Origin of the sequence: Endozoicomonas sp. OPT23, assembly GCF_009653635.1 — a bacterium.
Lineage (GTDB): Bacteria > Pseudomonadota > Gammaproteobacteria > Pseudomonadales > Endozoicomonadaceae > Endozoicomonas_A.
In genome coordinates, this window is sequence record NZ_PPFD01000005.1 from 531992 (window position 1) to 550393 (window position 18402).

Genomic DNA, 18402 nt, shown 5'->3' on the forward strand with positions numbered 1-18402 from the left:
GAAGCCCGTTTCACTGGTCGTCCTTGTTGACTGACCCTAACAGGAACTTGCCTATTAACTCTTCCAGTATAACGGCAGATTGAGTGTCCTCGAACCGGCCATTATTCTTGATGTAGTCAATTTCGCCACCGATGCTGACACCAATGTATTTCTCACCCAAGAGACCAGCAGTCACGATAGCTGCAGTACTATCGAGAGGAATATTGTCGACCTTGGAGTCAATTTCCATCTCAACCTTAGCCATGTAAGTGTGCTTATCCAGACCGATCTCGGTAACACGACCAATAATAACCCCGGCCATGACCACTTTAGCTCTTGGCTTCAGGGCACCGGTGTTATCAAACATAGCGGTGACAGTATAGGTTTGCTTACTTGAGTCCAGAGACAGGCCACTTACCTTAAGTGCCAGAACCAACAGTGCCAGCACCCCTGCCAACATAAAGCCGCCGACACTAATTTCGATTGTTCTCATCCGCATTTCAGAGATCTCCAAACATGACAGCGGTCAAAATAAAATCCAGTCCTAGAATGGCCATGGAGGAATACACAACCGTCCGGGTTGTGGCTCGGCTTACGCCTTCAGAAGTAGGCACCGCATCATAGCCCTGGTAAACAGAAATCCAGGTCACTACAAAACCAAATACCAGGCTCTTGATCATGCCGTTACCGATATCATTTACCACCCTGACGGAAGACTGCATGCTGGACCAGAAAGAGCCTTCATAAATTCCCAGCCAGTCAATGCCCACCATAGCGGCACCAAGAATACCCACCAGACTGAAAATGGCAGCCAGTAAAGGCATGGCTATCACACCCGCCCAGAACCGTGGGGCAATCACTCGTTTAAGGGGATCAACACCAATCATTTCCATACTGGACAACTGCTCTGTGGTCTTCATCAAACCAATTTCAGCTGTCAGAGCAGAACCGGCACGACCCGCAAACAACAAACCTGTTACAACAGGACCAAGCTCTCTTAACAGGCTTAGCGCCACCATCTGACCAACAGCTCCTTCCGAACCATAACGAATAAGAATGTTATAGCCCTGCAGTGCCAGTACCATACCGATAAACAATCCGGACATGATGACAATAATCAACGACAGCACACCAATGCTGTATAACTGCTGTGTCAGCAGCGAAAAGCGATTACTGAAACCGGCTCTGGAGAAAATAGCCAGAAACAGAAAAATTCCGGAACGCCCTACAGATTGAATCTGTTCCAGACCAAATCGCCCAAGTTGAGCCAATCGTTCACTCAAACCCGTCAAAATCAGACCTCCTGCCCAAGAATCGCCGAGCGGTAATCTTCCGCAGGAAAATGGAATGGCACAGGTCCATCGGACAGCCCGTTCATAAACTGTTTAACCCTTGGCTCATCAGAATTCATCAACTCGTCAGGTGCTCCCTGCCCTATCACCTTGGCATCAGCAATCAGATAGAGGTAATCAGAGATAGACGCTGTTTCATGCAGATCATGGGAGACCACTACGCTGGTAATACCCAGAGATTCATTCAACATACGAATCAATTTAACCAGTACCCCCATAGCAATCGGATCCTGGCCAACAAAAGGTTCATCGTACATAACCATGGCAGGGTCTAATGCAATAGCACGTGCCAGTGCAACACGTCGATTCATACCGCCGGAAAGCTCAGCCGGCATCAGGTTCCATGCACCCCGAAGCCCAACAGCTTCCAGTTTCATAAAAACGATGTCCCGAATCATGGCTTCAGGAAGCTTGGTATGAATTCGAATGGGGAAGGCCACATTTTCAAAAACAGACAAATCGGTGAATAAAGCACCGCTTTGAAACAGCATGCCCATTTTACGGCGAGCCTTGAACAGCTCTTCCCTTGAAAGGTCGTCCAGATCCTGCCCATCAACAATGATCGAACCTGCATCAGGCCGTAACTGACGGCCTATCAGGCGCAGCAATGTTGTTTTACCGGTACCGGAAGGCCCCATGATGCCGACCACCTTGCCACGGGGAATAGTCAGATCAATATTGTCAAAAATAGCTCGATCACCGCGATGGAATGACAAACCGCGAATCTCGATAAAATTGTCACTTGCCTCAGACATGAGCAGGCGATTCCTTGCATCTTGGTAGTACAGTATTCAATGGCTTTCTCCCTGAATAAGACCAGCTGAACACTGCTAAAAACAGCTTTAAGCGAAATACATATATTCCCTTCACCAAGAGTGATGGAAAAGCTTTCGCATTAAAAAGCATCAATGGAACATCTCTTCCGGTACGCTCCAGCAAAAGAGCGCCACCGTAACTGACAAGGGCTGCCTTCAAAATGTCCATTCAGATAATTATGTCGTTTTTCACACGTTTTTTGAACTATTAGTAGAATTCTCTAGTAGAACTCGTTGAGTGTGTAGCCACACTTAATCGAATACCAGATTGTCATTTCCCCACCATTGGCGGGGAAATGACATATGAATTCATATGTTCGGATACTTACTGAAACAACTCCATAGAGCTACCAATATTATCCGTCATTCGGTAACCTTCCGGTTACATTTTTTCGATGTATTTACATCACGGTCGTACAACATAAACCTGTTATAGCGGATCACCAGTGAAATAAATCTGCAACAACCGCTTAATCTTCACTGTTTTTCGGCAAATATCCAATATTAGTAATAACAAATTTACAGAGTATATCTATACATGCTGATCGCGCTGTTAGCCATTCTTGCCGGCTTTATTATTCTCACCTGGAGCGCTGATCGCTTTGTAGCAGGAGCCGCAGCCACTGCCAGCAATATGAATATTTCTCCGATGTTGATCGGACTGACAGTTGTCTCGATTGGTACTTCAGCTCCAGAAATACTCGTTTCCCTGGTGTCCGCTCTTCAAGGTTTTCCCACGCTGGCTGTCGGTAACGCCTTAGGTTCCAATATTGCCAATATGGGTTTGGTGCTTGGGGTAACAGCGCTGATAGCACCACTGCCCGTTAAGGAAGCCCTGGCAAAAAAAGAAATCCCGCTGCTGCTGATAATTACTCTCGCTGCAGGTGTCTGCCTGCTGGACGGAGCTCTGACTGCCGCTGATGGCATCATTCTTCTTATGGGTTTGATAGTTACCCTTTATCTGATGATTCGCTGGCAGAAGCAACACCCGGAAGATCCACTGATCGAAGATGAAGAAATCCCTGAAATGTCACCCGGCAAAGCCTGGTTCCTGCTTGCATCCGGTTTATTGTTATTACTCGGCAGTTCTCAGTTACTGGTCTGGGGAGCAACAGAAATCGCCAGATTCCTCGGTGTCAGTGAACTGATTATTGGCCTGACCATTGTTGCTATTGGTACAAGTCTTCCAGAACTTGCAGCCTCCGTAACCAGCGCACTGAAAGGGCACCACGATATAGCCCTGGGCAATGTCATTGGCTCCAATATATTCAACCTGCTGGCTGTACTTTCCATGCCGGGCCTGGTTGCGCCTTCACTACTGGAATCTGGTGTAGTGATACGAGACTACCCCGTGATGCTGGGAATGACGGTATTAATTGCACTATTGTGCATGGTTGGTAAAAAACCAAGATCCATTGGCCGGGCCACAGGCGTCCTTTTACTGACAATTTACGCTCTTTATAACCTCTGGCTGTTTATCAGCCAGTAACCTGCGGGTATGGTTAATAAAACAATATCTGCATGAAGAAGGAACCAGACTGACAATTCTGGCTCTAATTACCCTTGGCATAACCTGACTGAAAGATATCAAACATGACAGACGAGCCATTCATCTCCATTGGTAAACGTACAATCCTGATGGAGCTGGAAGCAGTTAAGGCCCTGGTCGACAGAATCGACGACTGCTTCGCCACAGCCTGCCGTATCATGCTCGAGTGTCGCGGACGTATTATCGTCACCGGCATGGGCAAATCCGGACATGTCGGCCGCAAGATCGCTGCAACTCTGGCCAGTACCGGAACCCCTGCATTTTTCGTTCACCCTGGTGAAGCAAGCCACGGTGATATGGGTATGATTACCCGTGAAGATGTCGTTATTGCGCTTTCCAACTCCGGAGAAACCGCAGAGGTTGTTACCCTGCTGCCATTACTGAAGCGTCTTGGTACACCGCTGGTGAGCTTGACCGGTAACCCTGAGTCAACTCTGGCAAAAGAGTCCGAAGCACACCTCAATACCGGCGTAGAGAAAGAAGCCTGTCCGCTTGATCTTGCTCCTACTTCCAGTACTACCACAGCTTTGGTGATGGGAGACGCACTGGCCGTTGCACTGCTTGAGACCCGGGGATTCACCGAAGAAGACTTTGCCTTTTCCCACCCAGGCGGCTCACTGGGTAAGCGCTTGCTGTTGAAAGTCAAAGATATCATGCACGCCGGTAAGCGGATTCCTGCCGTTATAGAAGGTACCTCTCTGAGTGACGCTCTACTGGAAGTTACCAGCAAGGGCCTAGGTATGACCGCTATTATCGATGAGCAACGCAAGGTAACCGGCATCTTTACTGACGGAGACCTTCGTCGTGCTCTTGACCAGGGAGTCGATCCTAAATCTACGCCTATCAATGAAGTTATGACGTCTCACTGCCAGACCATCACTCCGGATATTCTGGCGGCAGAAGCCCTGAAAATTATGGATGATAGAAAGATCAATGCTCTGATCTGTGTTGATAGCGATGATAAAGTAGTAGGTGCAATTAATATGCACGACTTGCTGAAGTCTGGCGTGGTTTAAGTCGAAATCATTGCCTGAGCCGGTCGATAGATGTATTGAACCGGCCTTGGTTAGTCATTGAGTTCAGTCGGTACTATGCAGCCTGAACTCTTTGCACTGATCATCAGTATCAATACCTCTCTGTGTCGGTATCTGACTGTTTGAATTTGATGATAGACTTATATAATTCTATCAAGTAGCTCAGACTAATTCTCAATGAGCACACGTTTATCCCGGAGCTATATAACGGATGCCCAACCGGAACTCACTACTTCTTGCTTTACTATTACTGACACTGGTTGGTGCTGGCTATTGGTCCTATGACAGTGGCCTGAATATCGTTCCACAGAAAAAAGCCGCAGCGATTCGCAAGAACGCTGACTATTACCTGCTCAATGCCGATGTGACCCAGTACAATGCTCAAGGTTCACTGAGCTATACGCTGAATGCCAAAGCGATTACACATTACCCTCACAATGACACAACGCTTGTGCAGCTGCCTCACCTGGAAAACTTCAGTAACCCGAAAAAACGGGTCGTTGCAGATGCCCTGAATGGCAAAATGCTGCCAGGCAATCTGGATATTGAACTCTGGGACAAAGTGGTTCTTACCGAAACCACTAAACAGAACGGCAAGCAACAGCGTATGGACACTGATTTCCTGACTATATATTCGAAGAAGGCATTGGCCGTTACCAACCAGCCGGTATTGATCACCAGCCCAACCGGTACAACAAGGGCTATAGGTATGGAAGCCTATTACAACCAGGGGCTGGTAAAGCTGAAATCAAGAGTGCGGGGAAACCATACTCCTCAACAGTAATAACGGTGAACAACTCATGTCATATTTAAACCTTACGATATGACTTGTTCACAAGATATGTTCAGCCTGATAAATGTAAAGCTGACATCCTGACTTATTTTTAAATAGACAGAAGTACGACTGTTACAAACAAAATACGGTATTAATTTGAAGATGACTAAAAACCTGCTGCTGAGCCTCCTTCTTATTGTTCCTACTGTGGTCTCAGCTCTGCCAACAGACCGCAACAAGCCCATTGAGATTGAGTCGAATACAGCGGATATTGATAACAATAAAGGTGTGTCCGTTTACAAGGGTGATGTTGTCATGACCCAGGGAACCACTCGCATTACCGGTGACAAGGTCACTGTTTACTCTATCAATAATGAGGTAAACAGGATTGTTGCGGAAGGCGATAAACAGCGCGCTTACTATCAGGAAGAGCAAGCCAACAAGAAAGGTCTGCTGCAAGCCTGGGGGCACACTATCGATTATGGTATCAAAGGCGACAAGGTACATCTGCTCAAAAATGCCCAGCTGAAACAGCAGGGCGATACCTTCAAGGGCGAACGTATTGACTACGATCTCAAACAGCAGACAGTCAATGCCCAGGGCAGCAAGCAGAAAGGTCGTGTCCAGATGGTTATTCAGCCGAAGTCTGATAAAACTCAATAACTATCTTTTTCATACCCACTAAATAGATTCAGGTCAGGTTGTCTAAGCGGTACAACCTGATCGACAGGTAAAGGTTTTCTTCTGAATGGCAACGCTCAAGGCAGAACATCTCAGCAAAAGCTATAAAGGCAGGCAAGTCGTCAAGGACGTATCACTGGCTGTCGACAGTGGCCAGATCGTGGGGCTGCTTGGCCCAAACGGTGCAGGTAAAACCACCTGTTTCTATATGTTTGTCGGGCTGGTGAAAGCCGATGGAGGCCGGGTTGAACTGAGCGGCCAGGATCTGACTCTCGAACCTATGCATGGGCGCGCCAGAGCGGGCGTTGGCTATCTTCCTCAGGAAGTATCTATTTTCAGAAAACTGACGGTAACCGATAACCTGCTGGCCATTTTGGAAACCCGTAAAGACCTGTCCAGAAAGGATCGTTTACAAAAGGCGGCATCACTGCTGGAAGAGTTTAACATCGGCCATATTCGTTCCAACCTGGGCATGAGCCTCTCGGGCGGCGAAAAGCGTCGTGTAGAGATTGCCCGTGCACTTTGCACCGACCCAAAGTTTATTCTTCTTGATGAACCTTTTGCCGGTGTTGATCCGATCTCCGTTGGTGACATCAAAGACATCATCACTCACCTGAAAGAACGTGACATCGGTGTTCTGATCACTGACCACAATGTTCGGGAAACACTTGATATCTGTGAGAAGGCGTACATCGTCAGTGAGGGCACCATCATTGCTGAAGGTGACAGCCAGACGGTTCTTGCCAATCAGAAAGTGCGTGACGTCTATCTGGGTCATCAGTTCAGTCTCTAGTTTGCTGATCAGTTTCTCCCCTGACACCGTTATTTGCCCAGTTTTACCGGGCTGATAACGGGTTATTTACCTTCTTTTACCGCCTTTTTCGACTGCCCATACCAAACTTTTCCATCAAATCTCAAGACTTCCCCCCAACTGGCAGTTGTGATTAAATCCGAATGACACTGAAACCAGCCTCATCAGAATAATGAGCAGCACGGAGGAGCGGATTCCTGCAGTACGAAACAGTACACCGCAGAAACTGTCTTCAGTGTAAAATCCAAGTGAAGGTATACGGTTGTTCCTATGAAGCCATCCCTACAGCTAAAAATGGGCCAGCAGCTGACCATGACGCCTCAGCTGCAACAGGCTATCAGGCTTCTACAGCTGTCAACTCTGGACCTTCAACACGAAATTCAGGAAGCATTGGAATCCAACCCGATGCTGGAACCGGATGAGAACGCCCGAGAGGAACGATCGCAAAGTTCTGAAGGTGAGCAACCCGTTGATTTCAACGAACGACAGGAAGCACCTGCCGAGCCCGAACAAACCGAATGGGCTGACAGTATTCCCAATGAGTTGCCGACTGATTCTGGCTGGGACGATGTGTATTCCAGTCTGCCCGCTGCAAGCCCCGATGAAGATTATGATCCTTTAGCCCGTTCACACAGTTCTGAGTCACTTCAGGATTATCTGCAATGGCAACTCGATCTCGCACCGATGTCAGACCGGGATCGCCTTATGGGCATCGCTCTGATTGAAGCGACCAATACTGATGGCTACATCAACTCACCGCTGAGTGAGATCTTTCAGTCTCTGGCAACACAACTGGAAGATCTGGACCTTGATGAACTGCTGGTGATTAAGCACAGAATTCAGCAGTTTGATCCTGTTGGCTGTGCCAGTGAAAGTCTACAGGATTGTCTGCAAGTACAGCTGGAGCAGTTGCCTGAAGACACGCATTTTCTGCGGGAAGCCAAGTTAATTCTGAGCAACTACCTCCCGGCTCTGGGCAGCCGTGACTATGCACAGATCATGCGACGGGCTCGCCTCAAAGAGCATCAACTGAAAGAAGCTCTGGCTTTGATTCAAGGATTGAATCCAAAGCCAGGCGCCGATATCGGCCAGAGTGAAACTGAATACGTGACACCGGATATTTCTGTCACCAAATCAAGAGATCGCTGGGTCGTTGAACTGAACTCAGAGTCTCTGCCGAAAATTCGCATCAATAACAGCTATGCTTCACTGATACAGCGAGCCAACAACAGTCGCGATAATGTGTTTATGAAGAACCAGCTGCAGGAAGCACGCTGGTTTATGAAGAACATTCAGAGCCGTAATGAAACACTTCTAAAAGTTGCCAGCAAGATCGTAGAGTTTCAGCAGGGTTTTTTGGAGCAAGGCGAAGAAGCTATGAAACCTCTGGTTCTTGCCGATATTGCTCAGGCAGTTGAGATGCACGAATCAACAATTTCCCGGGTAACGACCCAGAAATACATGCATACACCAAGAGGTGTGTTTGAGCTGAAGTACTTTTTCTCCAGTCACGTGAATACGGATTCAGGTGGAGAATGCTCTTCAACAGCGATAAAAGCGTTGATCAAAAAACTGGTCTCGGAAGAAAGTCCGAAAAAGCCTCTGAGTGACAATAAAATTGCCGGTTTTCTCGATGAACAGGGAATTAAGGTGGCTCGCAGGACTATCGCAAAATATCGTGAAGCGCTGAACATACCTCCTTCCAATGAACGGAAGCAGTTGATCTAGCGAAATATACCACAAAAGTCGCATAATGTTTTTTGCTTCAGAGCAGAGCCAAGTGACAGTTACAGTGGTAAACTTTTAATCGACCCTGTTCAACAGATCCCGTGAACAGGTCAATTGTCGAGAATCGGGATTAGCAGGAGAGCGTTACATGCAAGTCAACATCAGTGGACATCATGTAGAAGTGACTGACTCTATGAAAGATTATGTCACCAAAAAACTCGACCGCCTTGGAGCTCACTTTGACAATATAACCAACGTTCAGGTCACCCTGAGTGTTGAAAAATTACAGCACAAGGTTGAAGCGAGTCTACACGTGCGTGGAGCAGACATTAATGCTGCCGCCGAGTCTGATGACATGTACGCTGCCATCGACAATATGTCTGACAAGCTCGACCGACAACTGGTTAAACATAAGGAAAAGGCCCTCAACCGTTCTCAGGGTGCCGCTGGCCACCTGTAGATCACTCACCGTTGTATGATTATTGAAAAAGTAATTACCCCTGAGCGTATCCTCTGCGATGCTCAGGGGGCCAGTAAGAAAAAAGTCCTGGAACTCATTGCCGAAAGCATCAGTGAACAGGTTCCTGCCATCAATGGTAAGGATCTGTTCAACAGCTTCGTCTGCCGAGAAAAACTGGGAACTACTGGCCTTGGCGACGGTATCGCCCTGCCGCATTGCCGCAGTAAAGCCTGTCAGGAGCCTACCGGCTTTATGGTCAGACTGGCAGAGCCGGTGAATTACGATGCTGTCGACAAACAACCCGTTGATCTGCTCTTCGCTCTGGTCGTCCCTGAAGAGAGCACTCAAGAGCACCTCAATATTTTACAGGCTCTTGCAGAGCGCTTTCATTCAAGCGAACTGTTAGCAAGCCTTCGCTCAGCAACAACCCCTCAACAACTTTTTGAGCTTATTACTGCTCCGGTTTAATCTGTACCGGAGTCGTTACCCTTCCCACTTAACCCTGCATAAAAGCATCCTGGCTAAAGCATTACAGCAGGCGTTTCTATTCCATGTTTTAAAAATGGATAGAAACCTTCGGTACTATTACCTATGCTTGAAAGAATAAAAGGCAGTTGGTTTTAATCTCATTTGGTTTTGATAGACTTGCCGCCATTCAAAACCCATCGAGACCGCACAGCCCAACCGTGGGAAGCAAACACACCATGAAGTTGATTATCATCAGCGGACGCTCAGGCTCCGGTAAAAGCTCTGCCCTGCACGCACTGGAAGACGAAGGCTTCTACTGTGTAGACAACCTACCAGCCAGTATGCTGAAGGATCTGCCAGTCAGCCTGAAATCGGGCAGCGACGAGCCACCTAAAATGGCCGTCAGCATTGATGTCAGAAATGTCCCCGGCTCACTGGAACACTTCCCCTCACTGTTGGCCAACCTTAAAGACCAGGGCATCAACTGCCAGGTTGTATTTCTGGATGCTGACAGTAATACGCTTATGAAGCGTTACAGCTCTACCCGAAGGAAGCACCCGCTCAGCAACGACACAACCTCACTGATTGAAGCCATCAATCTTGAAAAACAGTTGCTGGCCCCCCTGGCTGAAGAAGCTGACATTCGCATCGATACTTCACCACTCTCTGTTCACGATATCCGCCAACAGATCTGTCAGCGTATCTGTGGTGAAGCCGGTAAGTCCATGACCCTGATGATCCAGTCATTCGGCTTTAAGCATGGAACCCCTACCGATGCCGACTTTATCTTTGATGTACGCTGTCTTCCCAATCCGTTCTGGGTCGAATCCCTGAGACCCTATAATGGTCTGGAGCAACCGGTTCAGGACTTTTTGTCCTCAGAACCCGAAGTTAACGATATGTTGGATGACCTGAAAGCCTTTGCTGAAAAATGGGTTCCCCGGTTTGAATCCGGCCAGCGCAGCTACCTGACCATCGCCATTGGTTGTACCGGTGGCCAACACCGCTCAGTGTTCATCAGCGAGTACTTGGGGCAGTGGTTGAAAGAACGCTTTGAACGGGTACAGGTCCGACACAGGGAGCTATCCAGGTAATGGTCCAAAAAGAAATTACAATCATCAACAAGTTAGGGCTTCATGCCCGTGCGGCTTCCAAGTTTGTCTCTAGCACGTCCTCCTATACCTGCCAGGTAAAGGTCCACTTTAACGGCAGGGAAGTAGATGGCAAAAGCATCATGGCTGTTATGATGCTGGCGGCTGGCAAGGGTTCCTTACTGACCCTGACTTTTGACGGTGATGACGAACAGACTGCTTGTGACGCGCTCAGTGCGCTGATCAACAACTATTTTGATGAAGGTGAATAACCTTCTCTAACCCGGTGTGAGTCTATGGTTCAGCAACTGCAACTGAGCATTGGTGACAAAGAGCTGCGAGAGCTGAACGAAGCTCTTGAGCATGGTGTGTCTCCGGAGCTCAGGCGCATGCTGAACAGTCTACCCGCACCGGATGCTGCTCACCTGCTGGAATCATCCCCCCCTAAACTTCGTAGTCTGCTCTGGCGTTTGATTGACCGGGAAATTGAGGGTGATGTATTGCAGGAGCTCAGTGATGAGGTTCGGCAGTTCTTTCTCGATCAGATGAACATTGCCGAACTCAAGGCAATCACTGAAGGTCAGGATGTTGATGACATCGCCGACCTATTGCAACAGCTGCCAGGCACCATCACCCGTAAAGTTCTGGATTCCATGGACAGCCAGGACCGGCAGCGGGTAGAGGCCGTTCTTTCCTACCCGGAAGACACAGCTGGTGGTTTGATGAATACGGATATTATTACCGTACGCCCCAGCAACACGGTCGATGTTGTACTCAGATACCTGAGGCGTCACCAGGATATTCCCGAAGCGACTGACAGCCTGTTCGTGGTCAATCGTCACGATCAATACATCGGTTCTCTACCGCTTACTGTACTACTGACTACAGATCCCAGCGCCACTATCTACGAAGTAATGCAGTCTGATCTGGAGCCGATTCAGGCCAATATGGAAGACAGTCAGGTTGCTCAGCGCTTTGAACGGGAAGACCTGGTCTCGGCCCCTGTCGTTTCTAAGAGTGGACACCTTCTTGGTCGTATCACCATCGATGACGTTGTTGACGTTATTCGTGAAGAAGCCGAACACTCCATGATGAGCATGGCCGGTCTCGATGACGATGAGGATACCTTTGCTCCTGCCCTGAAAACAGCCCGGCGTCGAGCCGTCTGGCTGGGCATCAATCTGATCACAGCTTTTATCGCCGCATCAGTGATTGGCATGTTTCAGGCCACTATCGACAAAGTCGTTGCACTTGCAGTACTGATGCCCATTGTTGCTGGCATGGGTGGTAATGCTGGCGGACAGGCTTTAACGCTGGTTATTCGCGGCATGGCGCTAGGGCAGATCAGTACGACTAACCTGCGCTGGTTATTGAGCAGAGAGTTGGTTGCAGGTTTTTTGAATGGACTGCTTTGGGCGCTTTGCGTTTCCTTAATCGCCTATCTCTGGTTTCATGATCCGATTATATCGCTGGTTATCGCCAGTGCCATGGTCATCAACCTGACTGTGGCGGTAATGGCCGGAGCTACACTGCCAGTCATTCTCAAGTCATTTAATATTGATCCGGCACTGGCTGGCACAATCATTCTTACCACCGTATCAGACGTCGTTGGTTTCCTATCCTTTTTGGGACTGGCAACCATCTTCTACGGCGGATAAGGACTTACTGCAATTTACTCGCCCGCCAGCTGCATCTCGCTAATCAGAATAGAGCCTGTCTGAACATTGCCTCGGCGGTCATAATCACTACCAGCCGCAACCATATTCATAAACATATCTTTGAGATTACCGGCAATGGTCACTTCTGAAACCGGGAACTGAATAACCCCATTTTCAACCCAGTAACCACCTGCACCACGAGAATAGTCACCCGTTACTGTATTTACGCCCTGTCCCATCAGCTCAGTTACCAGCAAACCGGTACCCATCTGCTTTAATAATTCCTGCTGATCACCGGCATTACTGTCCATGAACAGGTTATTAATACCACCGGCATTAGCCGTGCTTTCCATACCCAGTTTACGAGCAGAGTAGGTACTCAACAGGTAGCTGGACAGTACACCGTCAGTGATAAAGTCTTTTGCCCGGGTCGCAAGACCATCGTTATCAAAACTGGCTGAGCCCATGGCTTTCTTAAGCAACGGTTGTTCATGAATATGAACCCACTCCGGGAATATTTGTTTACCCAGATGATCCAGCAGGAAGGAAGACTGACGATATAGGTTACCACCACTGATAGCACCCATCAGACTACCAATCAATCCTGATGCGATTTCTGCAGCAAAAAGCACAGGCACCTGAGCGGTTGGCACTCTTCTTGGTCCCAGACGATCTACCGTTCTCTGTGCAGCCTTTTCACCAACCTCAACAGCGGAGTCCAGTTCATTACCATCACGGGCGACGGTGTACCAGTAGTCACGCTGCATCTCGCCATTTTTCTCACCGATCAAAACAGCACTCAAGCTGTGGCGACTGGAGACATAGCTGCCAATAAAGCCATGGCTGTTACCATATACACGACAGCCTTGGTGAGTACCCACATTGGCGCCATCGGAATTAATGATCTTCTTACTGAACTTCCGACCCGCTTCCTCACTCTTCAGAGCCAGCTCAATGGCCTGCTCTGCATCGATACCCCATGGGTGATAGAGATCAAGATCTGGCAGATTGGTTGCCATCAGGTCAGCATCAGCCAGACCGGCACACGGGTCTTCAGAACCATAACCGGCAATGTCACAGGCTGCTTTTACTGTTTCGCGAATAGCTTCCTGCGTACTGTCAGAAGTGCTGGCAGAGCCTTTACGTTTACCCTGATAAACCGTGATACCAAAACCCTGGTCACGGTTAAACTCAACGGTTTCGACATCGCCCATGCGGACACCAACCGACAGGCCAGCGTCGAGACTGACACCCACTTCACAGGCATCAGCGCCCTGTTTTTTTGCTTCAGCCAGAATATCACTGACAAGATTTTTCAGACGATCCTCTTCTGCTCGGGGATCCAGTACCGCATTTCCGGTGTCAGCCATGAATGACCTGCCATCCTTTTGTGTGCAATTTATATTATTGTGCCTGCTGACCTGCTCTGAGTGAAATTATTTTCAACACAGTGTTCGAACTGAAGTAGAATGTACTCAATTCCCCTTTAAATAACGCTCATCGCAGCGACCTTCTTTTAAGAATCAATAGATAATGGCAAGAAAAGACCGATCCCATTTAGAAGACGACGAAGAAATCATCTACGTCAGTAAATCCGAACTAAAACGCGACATGGATGAGCTGAAGGACATAGGCTCGCGCCTGATGGACATGAAGCCAGCCATGCTCGACAAACTTCCTCTGGAAGACCGCCTGCGCAGAGCTCTGGATGAGAGCAAACGAATCACCAGTTACAACGCCCGTAAACGCCACCTCGGCTTTATCGGCAAGCTGATGAAAGAGCAGGACATAGAACCCATCAAGACATTCCTGGCCAGTCTTGATTCTTCCAGTGAAGAGTACAACCGTCGCTTTCATCAGCTGGAACGCTGGCGTGACCGCTTGATTGGAGAAGGCCAGACAGCCCTGACCGAGTATCTGGAAAAATACCCGGAAGCAGAACACCAGCATATTCGTCAGCTGGTGCGTAATGCCCAGAAGGAAGCGAAGGAAGGCAAGCCACCTGCTACTTCCCGTAAGCTGTTTAAATACCTTCGTGAACTCGACGGTATTTAAAACCTATGAAGACGACAGGTAACCCTGTCGTCTTTACTATCCGCGAATCAAAGCCGGATTATCACTGAACACCCCATTGACGCCCAATGCTTTCAGACGCTTAGCCTGCTGACTGTCATTCACTGTGTAACAGTAAAGTTCATAACCTTCCGCTTTAACGTTTGCTGCTTTCTTCCCTGTCACTCGACCACCATTTAGATGAATAGCAGAAGCATTCACCTGTTTTGCCTTATGTCGCCAGTTCAGTGGCAACGACTCATAAAGACAACTCACCCTTACTGAAGAGCGGTTTCGAAACAAAACCAACGCTTTATGATTAAAGCTTGAGACCAGTAGATTTTCTTCAGGGAATTTCGTTTCTGCCAGAGTTTCAGTTACGGTTACTGCCAGCTGTTTGAGATTGCAGCGATTGGGTTTAAGCTCAAGATTCAGGCTCAAATTCAGCTCTTTGATCAGCTCTAGCGCTTCTTTCAACGTTGGAACTTTTTCTCCGGCGAACTCGCTGCCAAACCAACTGCCAGCATCAAGCTGTCTCAACATTTCAATATCGGTATTACGAAGATGCCCCGTCCCACTGGTTGTTCTGTTGATACGGGCGTCATGAAACATCACTGCAGAACCATCGCCCAGTAAAGTCACGTCCAGCTCAATCCATTTAACACCCTGCTCTGCCGCTTTTCGAATGCTGCTCAGCGTGTTTTCAGGAGCAAGGGCTGCAACCCCTCGATGACCAATAACCGGTTCCATAATCATATGTAGAAGCTCTCTTGAAGGCTCAGAGTCTGAAGTTTATGTGAGTGTCTATTATTAGATCTTTAATAACAATCACTGCCATTACTCACCCATTAATAAGTCACTATAAAATCGCTACAGAGCCATTATGAAGACAGCATTTATCAGCATCGATGTTGGTACAAAGAGTTTAAGAACTGCTCTGGTTACTCCAAAAGGTCAGATTCTTCGCACCAGTGTCCTGCCTATCCACACATGGCGCTCAGCGGGAATAATGGAACAGTCGTCAGAAGATATTTTCCAGGCGATGATGAACTCCCTTAAAGCGCTTCTTAGTGAACAGACAGAAACGGTGACTGTTCTTGGCATTGGTGTGGATACAACCGCTTCTCAGGTATTTTTAACAGAGTCCCTACAACCTCTGTTACTCCCGCCAAACAATAAGGCCAATATACTGGGCTGGTTCGATCATCGAGCTATCAAACAATCAGAAAAAATAAACCAGTTATTACCAGAAATGATTGGCAGCCCTTTTAAAAAGCAAATACCCGAGATGGTCATACCAAAGCTTCTCTGGCTGCAGGAAACTTATCCGGACGTATGGAACCAATGCGGCTGCATTCTTGATTTATATGACTTTCTGACCTGGAAACTGACAGGACGTCTAACCCGATCGCCACATTCATTATTCAACCCCGAACTATCTCTCCCCTGCCACAAACTTGGGATCTTTCTCGAGCACAAAGTTCAAGGTCTTATGCTTCCTGCGATCTCAGCCATCCCCGGAGGCTTGTCAGATGAGATAGCAGAAGAACTCGGACTCTCTGCCGGCCTTGTTGTAGCCACAGGCGTCGTTGATGGCTGTGCGGGCAGCCTTACAGTATTGGGGGCAAAGCTGAATGAGGAGAACAGTTTAGGCCAAAGACTCAGCATGATCGTGGGAACATCCAGTATTTATATCAGCACCAGTAAGAGCGCAATTGCAGATGACGCAATATGGGGGCCAGTTCCGTCGGTTATAGAAGGCTTGAATCATAATATTGTTGGGCAGTCTGCTGTCGGCGCTTTAATCGACTACATCATTGAAAGCCATCCTGCTTACAACGAACTAATGGCACTTACAAAAACGAAGGGAAAGCATTATTCATCAATACTTGAGCAACGTCTTTTATCAATAGCAGGGAATACAGAAGATATACCTCTTCTGACACGGAACATCCATGTACTTCCCTACTTCGCAGGTAACCGAACACCTCTCATGGATATGAGTCTGAAAGGTATGATTTCAGGATTAACTATGGACAGTAGCCTCGACAACCTTGCCTTGATCTATCTCGCCACTATTCAAGGGCTGGCACTGGAAGCTCGACAAAATCTGGAAACACTGACAAAACTGGATTTTGAGATAAGGGAGCTCTTTCCTTCAGGTGGACTGACCAAGAATAAACTCTTTATGCAGGTGCATCTTGATGTACTAGGCCTTCCAGCCAGCATGCCAAAAGAGGCAGATAGCATGTTACTTGGAGGCGCGCTGTTTGCTTCTGTTGCTTCAGGTTACTACAAACCTGAACAGGCTATAAAAGCATTTTCAGCAACGGACAGGGCTCTGTTTCCCAACCAGAATCTGCGGGATTATTACGGCAAGAAATATGAGGTGTTTCTAGAGCTTTATCATGACCAGATAAAGTATCGAAGAATTATGCAAAATGCAGATACAAAAAAAGCCGATTGAATGAACAATCAGCTTTTTTAAAAGTGGGGTGGACGATGGGGTTCGAACCCACGACCACCGGAATCACAATCCGGGGCTCTACCAACTGAGCTACGCCCACCACTTCATTCTTTTCGGAAGAGCTTTTCTCGTTTGAGAAGTTGTTCTCCCTGAAGACGCGGCTGATTATAAGGAAAGCCGCTTCCCATGCAAGTAAAAATTTGCATAACAGGTAAAAACCGAAATCACTTCAGGACCTGTTCAAGTACCTGAAGTGATTAATAAAAACTGATTACGCTACAGAACCGATTGGCAGCACTTCTCTGCCCATTTGTTCATTAATCACTTCAGCCATAGCCAGATAAATAGCACTGAAACCACAGATAATACCTTCCCACCCAGCAAAGTGACCGATAGCGGCAGAACCGGTAAAATCTTTTGCTGCCAACAGGAAGAACAACAGCGTCAGTGAGGCAAAAACAAACTGCAGTACACGGTTTGTTTTCAAGGTTCCGAAGAACATGAACAAGGTGAAGATACCCCACATCACAAGATACCAGCCCATGTAACCGGCAGACGTCGGCTGACCAATACCCTGCTCAGGGAATACCAGCAGTAGTACCAGACTGATCCAGAACAGGCCGTAAGAAGTAAAGGCTGTTACGCCAAAGGTGTTACCCTTTTTGAACTCCATAATACCGGCGATAACCTGAGCGGCACCACCGTAGGCCAGGCCCATTGCCAGGATCATTGCGGTGAGAGGGAAAAAACCGGCATTGTGAATATTCAACAATACGGTGGTCATACCGAAACCCATCAGACCAAGAGGAGCCGGATTAGCGTATGGATCTTTTGCTGTCATAGCGTTTACTTTACAACTTATTAAAAGGTGAACTTTGAAATTAGATCTTTTCTGAAGATCTGTAGTAAAAAATTCGAATAACAAGTGCGCCGTAAACAACTACCTGTAATTAGCTGGTATTAACCAACAGGCCTGCCTCGGGTACGTACAACCAATGAACGTTATTCTGAATATATGAACCGGAATGATGTGAGAAATACGACACTCGGTTTGGGAACTTCTCGCAGGCTGGATAGCAATAGCTGAAAAACTAGCTGGAGCATAATAAACAGTCGAGAAGAAAAAAGCCCGATTGAATAATCAACCGGGCTTTATCTTTTCTTGAGTAGACTCAAGGAATTTGATGCCTGACAATGACCTACTCTCACATGGGGAAACCCCACACTACCATCGGCGATGTATCGTTTCACTTCCGAGTTCGAGATGGGATCGGGTGGTTCCAATACTCTATGGTTATCAGACAAAACTGGTCGTTTCAAAGTCTTACTTTTAATCGCTTTGAAACAAAAATACTGAATTATAGACTCAGCATTTTTAATTAAGTGCCTGGCGATGACCTACTCTCACATGGGGAAACCCCACACTACCATCGGCGATGTATCGTTTCACTTCCGAGTTCGGGATGGGATCGGGTGGTTCCA

Annotated in this window: 19 protein-coding genes, 1 tRNA gene and 2 rRNA genes; 13 read left to right on the forward strand and 9 right to left on the reverse strand. The window is 47.7% G+C overall.

Annotated features, from left to right (window positions below; translation table 11 throughout):
• Window positions 1-10: 10 nt before the first annotated feature.
• From mlaD to EOPP23_RS14030, 3 genes are read right to left on the reverse strand one after another with little or no spacing between them, the layout of a single operon-like run.
• Entirely contained in the window at window positions 11-478 is a 468-nt protein-coding gene (gene mlaD / locus EOPP23_RS14020) for an outer membrane lipid asymmetry maintenance protein MlaD (protein ID WP_153766611.1), read from the reverse strand.
• A gap of 1 nt (window position 479) precedes the next feature.
• On the reverse strand, window positions 480-1262 hold the full coding sequence (mlaE, locus tag EOPP23_RS14025) for a lipid asymmetry maintenance ABC transporter permease subunit MlaE (protein ID WP_194842611.1): 783 nt from the start codon (window positions 1260-1262) through the stop codon (window positions 480-482).
• An 11-nt stretch (window positions 1263-1273) separates the two neighbouring features.
• Window positions 1274-2086, reverse strand: coding sequence for an ATP-binding cassette domain-containing protein (locus EOPP23_RS14030; RefSeq protein ID WP_153766613.1), 813 nt, complete (start codon window positions 2084-2086; stop codon window positions 1274-1276).
• 598 nt (window positions 2087-2684) lie between these two features.
• Between EOPP23_RS14030 and EOPP23_RS14035 the strand changes: the two genes are divergently transcribed.
• The 11 genes from EOPP23_RS14035 to mgtE all read left to right on the forward strand — a co-directional run bounded on the left by EOPP23_RS14035 (window position 2685) and on the right by mgtE (window position 12401).
• Window positions 2685-3635: a calcium/sodium antiporter gene (locus EOPP23_RS14035; protein WP_153766614.1), complete on the forward strand. Its 951-nt coding sequence runs from the start codon at window positions 2685-2687 to the stop codon at window positions 3633-3635.
• A 104-nt stretch (window positions 3636-3739) separates the two neighbouring features.
• On the forward strand, window positions 3740-4711 hold the full coding sequence (locus EOPP23_RS14040; RefSeq protein ID WP_153766615.1) for a KpsF/GutQ family sugar-phosphate isomerase: 972 nt from the start codon (window positions 3740-3742) through the stop codon (window positions 4709-4711).
• Window positions 4712-4940: 229 nt separating this feature from the next.
• Window positions 4941-5513, forward strand: coding sequence for an LPS export ABC transporter periplasmic protein LptC (gene lptC, locus EOPP23_RS14045; RefSeq protein ID WP_153766616.1), 573 nt, complete (start codon window positions 4941-4943; stop codon window positions 5511-5513).
• Between the two features lie 153 nt (window positions 5514-5666).
• The gene (lptA, locus tag EOPP23_RS14050; protein ID WP_153766617.1) at window positions 5667-6167 is read left to right on the forward strand and encodes a lipopolysaccharide transport periplasmic protein LptA; all 501 of its coding nucleotides are present in this window, start codon (window positions 5667-5669) and stop codon (window positions 6165-6167) included.
• 85 nt (window positions 6168-6252) lie between these two features.
• Window positions 6253-6978: an LPS export ABC transporter ATP-binding protein gene (gene lptB, locus EOPP23_RS14055; protein ID WP_153766618.1), complete on the forward strand. Its 726-nt coding sequence runs from the start codon at window positions 6253-6255 to the stop codon at window positions 6976-6978.
• Window positions 6979-7266: 288 nt separating this feature from the next.
• Window positions 7267-8724 carry an RNA polymerase factor sigma-54 gene (locus EOPP23_RS14060; protein WP_153766619.1) on the forward strand — a complete coding sequence of 486 codons (1458 nt, stop codon included), beginning with the start codon at window positions 7267-7269 and terminating at the stop codon, window positions 8722-8724.
• A gap of 148 nt (window positions 8725-8872) precedes the next feature.
• Complete coding sequence (gene hpf / locus EOPP23_RS14065) at window positions 8873-9184, forward strand: ribosome hibernation-promoting factor, HPF/YfiA family (protein ID WP_153766620.1); 312 nt, start codon at window positions 8873-8875, stop codon at window positions 9182-9184.
• A 15-nt stretch (window positions 9185-9199) separates the two neighbouring features.
• Complete coding sequence (locus tag EOPP23_RS14070) at window positions 9200-9652, forward strand: PTS sugar transporter subunit IIA (protein WP_153766621.1); 453 nt, start codon at window positions 9200-9202, stop codon at window positions 9650-9652.
• A gap of 236 nt (window positions 9653-9888) precedes the next feature.
• Window positions 9889-10746, forward strand: a complete 858-nt coding sequence (rapZ, locus tag EOPP23_RS14075; RefSeq protein ID WP_153766622.1) for an RNase adapter RapZ — start codon at window positions 9889-9891, stop codon at window positions 10744-10746.
• Window positions 10746-11015 (forward strand): HPr family phosphocarrier protein, encoded by a 270-nt coding sequence (locus EOPP23_RS14080; protein ID WP_153766623.1) that lies wholly within the window; start codon window positions 10746-10748, stop codon window positions 11013-11015. Before rapZ ends, EOPP23_RS14080 begins: the two co-directional genes overlap by 1 nt.
• A gap of 24 nt (window positions 11016-11039) precedes the next feature.
• On the forward strand, window positions 11040-12401 hold the full coding sequence (mgtE, locus tag EOPP23_RS14085; RefSeq protein WP_153766624.1) for a magnesium transporter: 1362 nt from the start codon (window positions 11040-11042) through the stop codon (window positions 12399-12401).
• A 14-nt stretch (window positions 12402-12415) separates the two neighbouring features.
• Here the strand turns inward: mgtE and pmbA are convergent, their stop codons facing one another.
• Window positions 12416-13771, reverse strand: coding sequence for a metalloprotease PmbA (gene pmbA, locus EOPP23_RS14090; protein ID WP_153766625.1), 1356 nt, complete (start codon window positions 13769-13771; stop codon window positions 12416-12418).
• Window positions 13772-13934: 163 nt separating this feature from the next.
• Between pmbA and yjgA the strand changes: the two genes are divergently transcribed.
• Window positions 13935-14456: a ribosome biogenesis factor YjgA gene (gene yjgA, locus EOPP23_RS14095; protein ID WP_153766626.1), complete on the forward strand. Its 522-nt coding sequence runs from the start codon at window positions 13935-13937 to the stop codon at window positions 14454-14456.
• A gap of 36 nt (window positions 14457-14492) precedes the next feature.
• Here the strand turns inward: yjgA and EOPP23_RS14100 are convergent, their stop codons facing one another.
• Complete coding sequence (locus EOPP23_RS14100) at window positions 14493-15209, reverse strand: glycerophosphodiester phosphodiesterase family protein (protein WP_153766627.1); 717 nt, start codon at window positions 15207-15209, stop codon at window positions 14493-14495.
• A gap of 127 nt (window positions 15210-15336) precedes the next feature.
• Here EOPP23_RS14100 and EOPP23_RS14105 point away from each other — a divergent pair, with 127 nt between their 5' ends.
• Window positions 15337-16920, forward strand: a complete 1584-nt coding sequence (locus EOPP23_RS14105; RefSeq protein ID WP_153766628.1) for an FGGY-family carbohydrate kinase — start codon at window positions 15337-15339, stop codon at window positions 16918-16920.
• A 24-nt stretch (window positions 16921-16944) separates the two neighbouring features.
• On the opposite strand, the gene EOPP23_RS14110 is transcribed toward EOPP23_RS14105, so the two are convergent.
• The 4 genes from EOPP23_RS14110 to rrf (EOPP23_RS14125) form a co-directional block, all read right to left on the reverse strand.
• A tRNA-His gene (locus EOPP23_RS14110) sits at window positions 16945-17020 on the reverse strand.
• A gap of 171 nt (window positions 17021-17191) precedes the next feature.
• Window positions 17192-17761 (reverse strand): GPR1/FUN34/YaaH family transporter, encoded by a 570-nt coding sequence (locus EOPP23_RS14115; RefSeq protein ID WP_153766629.1) that lies wholly within the window; start codon window positions 17759-17761, stop codon window positions 17192-17194.
• Between the two features lie 345 nt (window positions 17762-18106).
• Window positions 18107-18222, reverse strand: a 5S ribosomal RNA gene (gene rrf / locus EOPP23_RS14120).
• A gap of 83 nt (window positions 18223-18305) precedes the next feature.
• Window positions 18306-18402 (reverse strand): 5S ribosomal RNA (rrf, locus tag EOPP23_RS14125); the annotation flags it as partial.

Coding starts and splice junctions, on each gene's coding strand:
- mlaD (WP_153766611.1), bottom strand. CDS start 478: ATGCGGATGAGAACAATCGAAATTAGTGTCGGCGGCTTTATGTTGGCA.
- EOPP23_RS14030 (WP_153766613.1), bottom strand. CDS start 2,086: ATGTCTGAGGCAAGTGACAATTTTATCGAGATTCGCGGTTTGTCATTC.
- EOPP23_RS14035 (WP_153766614.1), top strand. CDS start 2,685: ATGCTGATCGCGCTGTTAGCCATTCTTGCCGGCTTTATTATTCTCACC.
- EOPP23_RS14040 (WP_153766615.1), top strand. CDS start 3,740: ATGACAGACGAGCCATTCATCTCCATTGGTAAACGTACAATCCTGATG.
- lptC (WP_153766616.1), top strand. CDS start 4,941: ATGCCCAACCGGAACTCACTACTTCTTGCTTTACTATTACTGACACTG.
- lptA (WP_153766617.1), top strand. CDS start 5,667: ATGACTAAAAACCTGCTGCTGAGCCTCCTTCTTATTGTTCCTACTGTG.
- lptB (WP_153766618.1), top strand. CDS start 6,253: ATGGCAACGCTCAAGGCAGAACATCTCAGCAAAAGCTATAAAGGCAGG.
- EOPP23_RS14060 (WP_153766619.1), top strand. CDS start 7,267: ATGAAGCCATCCCTACAGCTAAAAATGGGCCAGCAGCTGACCATGACG.
- hpf (WP_153766620.1), top strand. CDS start 8,873: ATGCAAGTCAACATCAGTGGACATCATGTAGAAGTGACTGACTCTATG.
- EOPP23_RS14070 (WP_153766621.1), top strand. CDS start 9,200: ATGATTATTGAAAAAGTAATTACCCCTGAGCGTATCCTCTGCGATGCT.
- rapZ (WP_153766622.1), top strand. CDS start 9,889: ATGAAGTTGATTATCATCAGCGGACGCTCAGGCTCCGGTAAAAGCTCT.
- EOPP23_RS14080 (WP_153766623.1), top strand. CDS start 10,746: ATGGTCCAAAAAGAAATTACAATCATCAACAAGTTAGGGCTTCATGCC.
- mgtE (WP_153766624.1), top strand. CDS start 11,040: ATGGTTCAGCAACTGCAACTGAGCATTGGTGACAAAGAGCTGCGAGAG.
- pmbA (WP_153766625.1), bottom strand. CDS start 13,771: ATGGCTGACACCGGAAATGCGGTACTGGATCCCCGAGCAGAAGAGGAT.
- yjgA (WP_153766626.1), top strand. CDS start 13,935: ATGGCAAGAAAAGACCGATCCCATTTAGAAGACGACGAAGAAATCATC.
- EOPP23_RS14100 (WP_153766627.1), bottom strand. CDS start 15,209: ATGATTATGGAACCGGTTATTGGTCATCGAGGGGTTGCAGCCCTTGCT.
- EOPP23_RS14105 (WP_153766628.1), top strand. CDS start 15,337: ATGAAGACAGCATTTATCAGCATCGATGTTGGTACAAAGAGTTTAAGA.
- EOPP23_RS14115 (WP_153766629.1), bottom strand. CDS start 17,761: ATGACAGCAAAAGATCCATACGCTAATCCGGCTCCTCTTGGTCTGATG.